A 7731-nucleotide genomic window follows, 5' to 3' on the forward strand; every position below is an offset into this window, starting at 1 on the left:
TATTGATATGAGCAAAATGGGCGATTTCGTAGCCTTCCAGGCGGCTATTGCCCTCCTGAAAGACCATGGCAAGGAACATATCCTGAACGAAGCATATGGCCTCTGTAAAGAGCTGCAACGCACTAACACACTTCATGCTCAAAACGTAGTGAAGAATATCTATAAGCCATTTACACCGGAACAGATCTCTGCAAAAATTGCGGAAATCCTCAACCCGGGTGGTATCCGTGCTGAAATTGAAGTCATTTATCAATCTATCGAAAGCCTGCACCAGGCTTGTCCAAATAACCTGGGCGACTGGTACTTTACCGGTAACTACCCAACTCCGGGCGGTAACCGCGTGGTGAATAAAGCATTTATGAACTACATGGAAGGCAAAAACGAAAGAGGATATTAATTTGAAAGAAGAAATCGATTTTTTGTCTTATTCAGGATTATACTGATTTAGATGATTTTCCAGATTTCTACTTTTAGGATTATAAAAGATTAAAAGATGAGGGAAGATATAAGCGGCTAAATTCGCTTATATCTTCCCTTATCTTTTAAAATCACAGTGACAAAATCCGAAAAATCATCTAAATCAGTATAATCCTGAATAGGACAAAATCGCGCTTGCTTATATTTTAGCCACCAGGCTAACTCAAATGGCTAAATGTTTCCATGTTAATTTTATCTTAAATAACCCCTTTCCCGCGAACAGTATAAGTCTAACAAGTTAACTTCCTGTAAAATCTGTATTTTCGTTTCCGTTAACTATCGGTTTTCAGCCCATGAAAACATTACTACTTATACGTCATGCTAAATCCAGCTGGACAGATCCGGACATGGATGATTTTGACCGGCCCCTCAATAAACGAGGCAAACAAAATGCCCCGGAAATGGCTCAATACCTTATTGCACGGGGTATGGTGCCCGAATTAATCATTTCGAGCCCGGCCAAAAGAGCCAGAACAACCGCCAAAATAATGGCTAACGAGTGGAAGTATCCCAAACAGGCGATCCTGCTGGAAGAAGAACTCTATCTCTGCTATGCAGCCACCTTCCTGAAGGTTATCACCAAAATAGATGACGATATCGGCGCCGTGGCCATATTTGCACATAATCCCGGGATCACCGATTTCGCCAATTACCTGACGGAAGAAATCCGGATAGACAATGTGCCCACTGCCGGCGTATTTGCGATACAGGCAGACACAGACAACTGGAAGGATTTTGACCTGGCAAAGAAAAAGTTTCTCTTCTTCGAATATCCCAGGAAAGACTGATCCTTCGTTAAAGTTGATCTAAAAAGCAGCGATCGCTTCTCTCATCCTTCGGAAAGACTAGTCTTTCACTATTTTATTATACGAAGCTGTAATCCCTTTGATCAGCGAAGAGCTGAACCCCTGATGCTCCATTTCATTTAAACCAGCGATCGTGCAGCCTTTGGGCGTGGTTACCTTATCAATTTCTTCTTCCGGATGGCGGTTTTCACGGATCAGCAGTTCTGCCGCCCCCTTTACCGTTTGCGCCGCAATAAGACTGGCTGTACGCACATCAAAACCGATTTCAATACCCCCTTGTATATTTGCCCGGATGTAACGCAGGGCAAAGGCAATACCACAGGCCCCCAGTACAGTAGCGGCATCCATCAGTTTTTCGTCTATAGTAACAGTAGCTCCCAGCTGATCAAACATGGTTTTTATATACCTGATCTGCTCTTCTGTTGCATGCTTATGCGAAATACAGGTGATAGATTCCTGAATAGCAATAGCGGTATTGGGCATAGCACGTACCACCGGCATCCCTGGCACTACATGTTCCAGATCATCAATACTCACCCCTGTTACAACGCTGATCAGTATATGCCGTTTCGGATCAAAAGACGATTTGAATTCCTGCAATACTTCCCGCACATTGTACGGCTTCAACGCCACAACAATGATTTCTGAATCCCGGATCGCTACTGCGTTATCCGTTTCTATCCGTACGCCCGCATCACGCAGGTTCGAAAGGGTGCTGGTGTTACGCTTGGTAACAGTAATATCACCGGCCTTTGAAAAACCGCTCTTCAGCAATCCCTGGGCAATGGCCGAGCCCAGATTTCCTCCACCTATAATGGCTATTTTTTTGGCTGACATAAGAAATTATGTTTACACTATAAATCCTACGGAAGGTATAACAAATGCTGCATCCATGCAAGAAGCGGAAAGCAGAAAGCAGAAAGCAAAAAGCTATTGTGGCGAATGTTAGCCGCGATGTCTGAGTATTTATTCGCTACAATAGCTTTTTGCCTTCTGCTTTCTGCTTACCTTGCATTCCATGCAGCCGTCACACACAGCAACTGCGTTTTACGCCAGGATTAAAGAAGCACACGGTGTTGAGAATACAGAAGAAAAAACCCGACACTACAAACAGATACTGGAAATCCTCTTCAGAGAACTTACCAGGAAAGAAACCCGCTCCTTCGGGAACCTGTTTGCACGCATGCAATTCTACTTTGACCGGCAATCCATTCCCCCTGATATTCATCAGCAACTAACTGCCCTTCGTATACTAACGAACAAGGCTACACGTGGTATGTTCCCTTTACAGGAAACAGAACACTTACTTTGTATCAAAGCACTCACCGAATCGGTAGCCTGGTGCTACCAGGTGCCTCCACCCGCAGCACTCACGGAGATCTATGCCCCTTCCGGTGTGCATAAATTATCGCTGGCATACCAGCACCGCCCGGGTAGTTTAACGCTCCTGAAATGCATGGTTACCGCGGTAGGTCCGCTCACCATCGGCGCTCAGGGGAAATATACCCTGCTCCTCGATGTAAAAAATGACGAACAGGGGGATTTCCAGCTACAACTGGAACACATGGAATCCGCTACTGTAGTATCCCTACATGGCCTGTTACGTCCTTACGATACTATTAACGTACTCCATTGCCGGCAGGGTGCAGAAGGCCATGAATACGCCACCACCAGCGAAAGCCAGGTGGTACTGGAACCCGACCTGCTCATCGATATCAGTGATCTGGCAGAATGCTTTACCCATAAAGGTCCTAACCGTTTATTATACCTCGTTAAAAAACTAACGCCTCAGCAATCCAGTCCGGCCGCCTTCAAAGGAAACCTGGTGAATGCACTGCTGGACGAAATGTTACGCAACAGGGAGATAGATTTTAAAAGCTCCTTTGTGGAAGCAGTTGCCGAAAACGTACTACAGGCCGCCGCCTACGGCAGGGAAAAAATAAATGAGATGTTCCGCGATATCCGGCAACATCATTGGGGAAATCTTCATAATACAGTAAAAGAACTACAGGATAAACCGGTACGTATAGAGCCTACGTTCTTCTCCGCTCAATACGGGCTGCAAGGGCGTTTGGACCTGATGGCAGAAGATGATACCGATGAATACCGTAAAGAAATATTCGAGTTAAAAAGTGGAAAATGCCCGGATTTCAACACCTGGAAAAACCATGAAATGCAGGTAGTAGGGTACAACCTGTTGCTGCGTTCAGCTTTTGGCCGTCACCGTAAAGGGGGATCTGCGATCCTATATTCCGCCGCGGAAACCAGTCCACTGAGGAATGTGAGCAGTACCCATCTCACAGAAAATGATTTACTCCTGCTCCGCAATGAAGTAGTAGGTATGCTCCTCCGGCTGGCAGGATGTGAGTTTGAAGTGCTGTCTACCATTACCACAGCGGCATCGCTGGGACTACCGTCTTTCAGCGCCGCACATTTTACGGCCTTTGAACAGGCCTGGCAAACAGCGCCGCCCGTAGCAAAAGCTTACTACCACGAGTTTCTGGCGTTTATGCTGCGCGAATACCTGCAGGCAAAATGCGGTATGTTTTCAGAAATTAACCGGGAAGATGATGCCGACGGATTTGCAGCCCTCTGGCTACAACCCGAAAAGGATAAACTTTCCCGCTTCAATATTATACCGGGACTCCGTTTCCGGGAGTTTGATACGGTAAATAGTTCCGTATTATTTGATATAGTCGTACCCGTTAGCCACAACTTTCGCAAAGGCGATACCGCCATCATTTATCCGCGTACAAGCACGGAGCTGCAACCCCTGCAGCAACAGCTGCTGAAAGGCAGGATAGAAGAGGTGGGAAAAGAACAGCTGAGCTTTTCACTGAATAACCGGCAAATGACGCTGGACTTTTTCCGGCAGTTCGACGAGTGGATTATAGAACATGATATTTACGAATCTAACTACTGGACGGCGGCGGCTTCTCTGTTTCACGTTATTTCGCCCAGGTACCGGGAGCGCACCAATATGCTGCTGGGACTCACTACGCCGCGCTGGTATCCATTGCAACGTACCACACCGGCCATGTTTAACACTAACCAGGAACAAATTGTTAAACAGGCCCTCGAAGCGCAGGACTACTACCTGTTACAAGGTCCTCCCGGCACCGGCAAAACATCTTCCCTGTTAACCACTATCGTGGGAGAAATGGTTAAGCAGGACACCCACGTCATCATTGTTGCCTTTACCAATAAAGCAGTAGAGGAAATTTGCCATAAGCTCACGGCTAAAAATATTACCCATCTCCGTATGGGTGGCCGCAGCTCGGATGCTTCGCTAACATTGAAGCAGTATTGCCTGGATGGCTCGCTGGACGAAGCCCGGAGCTATATTACCAGTCACCGGGTATTTGTAGCTACGGTAGCTACCATGGCTACCCGCCTGGAACAGTTAATAATGATGGGGATTCCTACCGATACTTTAATTGTGGACGAAGCTTCTCAGTTAACAGAACCCCAGCTGCTGGGTCTGTTAATGCCTTTCCGCAAATTTATCCTGATCGGTGATCAGAACCAGCTACCACCGGTGGTGGCCCAGGAGGAATATTTTTGCCAGGTAAAAGCAGCCTGTTTATTGGAGCTGGGCATCCGCGACTTGCGTACGTCTATCTTTGAACGATTAATACAGCGCTGCAAAACCAGCCACTGGCGCCATGCCTGGGGCATGCTCAATACACATTTCAGGATGCACGACAGCATCGCCGCCCTGGTGAATCATTACTATGCAGGGCAGTTATCTTCCGGAAAACCAGAACAAAAGGCCGCCTTTGATGGGTATAAAGATCAGGAAAACGTAGGGTGGGAGCGGATTTTATCTTTAGGAAGAAAGGTATTTATTGGCAGCCCCTATGAAGCGACTTCCAAAATGAACAGAACGGAGGCACAATGGGTGGTATCTCTATTACAACACCTGAAAAGCCGTTATGGCGCCAATTTCAGCAAAGACACAGTGGGAGTGGTTACACCCTGGCGCACCCAGATCAGTCTTATCCGCGAATTGATCGCAGAAGATGCTGCGTTACAGGACATTAATATAGACACCGTAGAACGCTTTCAGGGCTCTGAAAATGATATTATCATTGTTTCCCTGGCAGTATATCATGCGGCGCAGGTGCAGACATTGCAGTGCCTGGGGCAGTTTAACTGGGAAGAAGAAGAGATAGAAGTAGACCGTAAGTTATTGGTAACGTTATCGCGTGCACGAAAACAGGTAATTATCCTGGGATATGAGCCGGTGTTGCAAGACAGCGCCCATTACCGGAAGATGTTGGAGGAGATGGTAAGGGGAGTGATGTAGTAACGTCCACAAATAACTATGGCCATACTGGTAGTATGGCCACAGTTTAGACAACATCATATATGATCACTCCTGGTAAACCAGGCTTTAATCCAATGTTACATGCCCCCAGTTTTCACCGCTTTTAATGCGGTAAAGCTGCATTTCGCTGATATCAAACTGTTCAGCAATTTGCTTCATCGTTTTCTTACCAGGTTTGTTGAGCAGGCGTTTAATGCTTTTTACTTTGGTCACATTCAGCTTCAGGCCTTTTACACGGTTGCGTTGCTTTTCTTTGTAGGCCAGCTTCGCAGGGCTTTTTTGCTGATGTTCTTCCATTTCCTCTTTGGTTGCCCATTCGAGGTTGGTTGCTTTATTATTTTTCTTATCGTAGTCCAGGTGAATCACATATTTATGTGCCCGTCCTCCTTTTTTACTAAAAAGTTTGGCCACCTCCCGGTGCAGGTAGAGTGACTGGTAGCTATCTGCGGGCTTTACGTTTAATACCGTATAGCCTTCCACGGTAGACCCCGTGAGCAGCTTACCATCTTCGGTACTTTCATGATAACTGATCACTCTCCCCATGTTTGATACAGCGTATTTTTTACGCAGGGCAGATTTGTTTTTAATCTGTAAGTCTTTCCAGACTTCATTTTTCAGATTTTTAATTGTGGTCATGTGAAAGTATTTTTTTATTTTTTATACTCTGGGGTTTATCCGTTTATCCGTAAACGTTACAACCGGCCATTTCAGTATCAGCCGGCAGAAAATCGTGTGCAGCTAATTGGGGAGCAGCCCTTTCGAATATATGGTCCTTGTATTGTAACACCACCGCGTCTAGTACTTCCTCTATCTCAGCTAATGTATTGTAAGTTACTAATTGTTGTCTGAATTCTTTTATATGCGGCAATCCTTTGAGGTAATTTGTGTAGTGGCGGCGCATTTCCAGTATGCCTACTACTTCTCCTTTCCAGGAAACTGATTGGTGAAGATGCTTTTTACAAACTTCCACTCTTTCTAAAACAGTTGGTAGTGGCAAATGTTCGCCAGTCTTCATAAAATGCTTGATCTCCCTGAAAATCCATGGATAACCAATAGCAGCCCGGCCTATCATCACCCCATCTACACCATATTTCTGTCTGGCAGCGATTACCTGCTCCGGCGTACATATGTCACCGTTACCAAAGATAGGAATTTGTATGCGTGGATTGTTTTTTACTTTTCCGATCAATGTCCAGTCAGCACTACCTTTATACATTTGCGTACGGGTACGCCCGTGAATGGTGAGTGCTTTGATTCCAACATCCTGCAGTCTTTCCGCTACTTCTTCAATATTCTTTGTCTCATCGTCCCAGCCCAGGCGGGTTTTAATAGTTACTGGCAGCTTTGTAGCCTTTACTACGGCAGCTGTCAGTTTTATCATTTTAGGAATGTCTTTCAAAATACCTGCGCCAGCACCTTTACAGGCTACTTTCTTTACCGGGCAACCAAAGTTGATATCCAGCAAATCGGGATTGGTGGCTTCTACGATCTGTGCCGCCAGTGCCAAAGATTCCTCATCACCACCAAAAATCTGAATGCCTACCGGACGTTCGTAGTCGAAAATGTCCAGCTTTTTGCGGCTTTTAATGGCATCACGTATCAGTCCTTCCGAAGATATGAACTCAGTATACATGAGATCGGCCCCATTATCCTTGCACACCGCACGAAAAGGCGGATCGCTCACATCTTCCATGGGCGCCAGTAATAAAGGGAATTCTCCCAGTTCAATATTTCCTATCTTCACCATAATTTATATAACCACAGCAGGTTTTGCTATAGTTATTATTTTAATGTTTTATATACTATTTTTCTTACAAGCAGGATTTCTTTGCAGTGACAGCTAGCATCAGGCAGCTGTAATGATCTATAAGTAACTGCAAAAACTGGATTTCGCGCTGTAAATTTACGCAAAATTTAATACAGTATTTTCATATGACCGGTTATCTGAAACAGTCTTCTACTTTATTGCAGTTTGTTACCTTCCTGGGCTTTTTCTTTGGATTCTTTGCTATATACATTGCTGCACTGCAGATGATTACGCCAGCGATGACCGGCCAAAGCCTGGAGGCTATTCAAAATGGCGCTTTTAATGATCCTAACCTTATCGGCTATCTGAAA

At 45.5% G+C, this 7731-nt stretch carries 6 protein-coding genes and 1 pseudogene; 4 read left to right on the forward strand and 3 right to left on the reverse strand.

Going from position 1 to position 7731, the window contains the following annotated elements:
• Both VIP81_RS17290 and VIP81_RS17295 read left to right on the forward strand, forming a co-directional pair.
• A pseudogene (locus tag VIP81_RS17290) lies at positions 1–397 on the forward strand (amidophosphoribosyltransferase); the annotation flags it as partial.
• A 373-nt stretch (positions 398–770) separates the two neighbouring features.
• Positions 771–1265: a SixA phosphatase family protein gene (locus VIP81_RS17295; protein WP_331963594.1), complete on the forward strand. Its 495-nt coding sequence runs from the start codon at positions 771–773 to the stop codon at positions 1263–1265.
• A 57-nt stretch (positions 1266–1322) separates the two neighbouring features.
• Here the strand turns inward: VIP81_RS17295 and proC are convergent, their stop codons facing one another.
• Complete coding sequence (gene proC, locus VIP81_RS17300) at positions 1323–2120, reverse strand: pyrroline-5-carboxylate reductase (protein ID WP_331963597.1); 798 nt, start codon at positions 2118–2120, stop codon at positions 1323–1325.
• 181 nt (positions 2121–2301) lie between these two features.
• On the opposite strand from proC, the gene VIP81_RS17305 reads away from it, so the two are divergent.
• Positions 2302–5592, forward strand: coding sequence for an AAA domain-containing protein (locus tag VIP81_RS17305; protein WP_331963600.1), 3291 nt, complete (start codon positions 2302–2304; stop codon positions 5590–5592).
• Between the two features lie 87 nt (positions 5593–5679).
• Here the strand turns inward: VIP81_RS17305 and VIP81_RS17310 are convergent, their stop codons facing one another.
• Together VIP81_RS17310 and dusB are read right to left on the reverse strand one after the other, a co-directional pair.
• Positions 5680–6249 (reverse strand): NUMOD4 domain-containing protein, encoded by a 570-nt coding sequence (locus VIP81_RS17310; RefSeq protein ID WP_331963603.1) that lies wholly within the window; start codon positions 6247–6249, stop codon positions 5680–5682.
• 43 nt (positions 6250–6292) lie between these two features.
• Entirely contained in the window at positions 6293–7360 is a 1068-nt protein-coding gene (gene dusB, locus VIP81_RS17315) for a tRNA dihydrouridine synthase DusB (RefSeq protein ID WP_331963606.1), read from the reverse strand.
• Between the two features lie 185 nt (positions 7361–7545).
• Between dusB and VIP81_RS17320 the strand changes: the two genes are divergently transcribed.
• On the forward strand, positions 7546–7731 hold a 186-nt coding region (locus tag VIP81_RS17320), incomplete at its 3' end, for a hypothetical protein (protein WP_331963609.1).

The sequence above is a fragment of the Chitinophaga sp. genome (assembly GCF_036566945.1).
Classification (GTDB): Bacteria; Bacteroidota; Bacteroidia; order Chitinophagales; family Chitinophagaceae; genus Chitinophaga.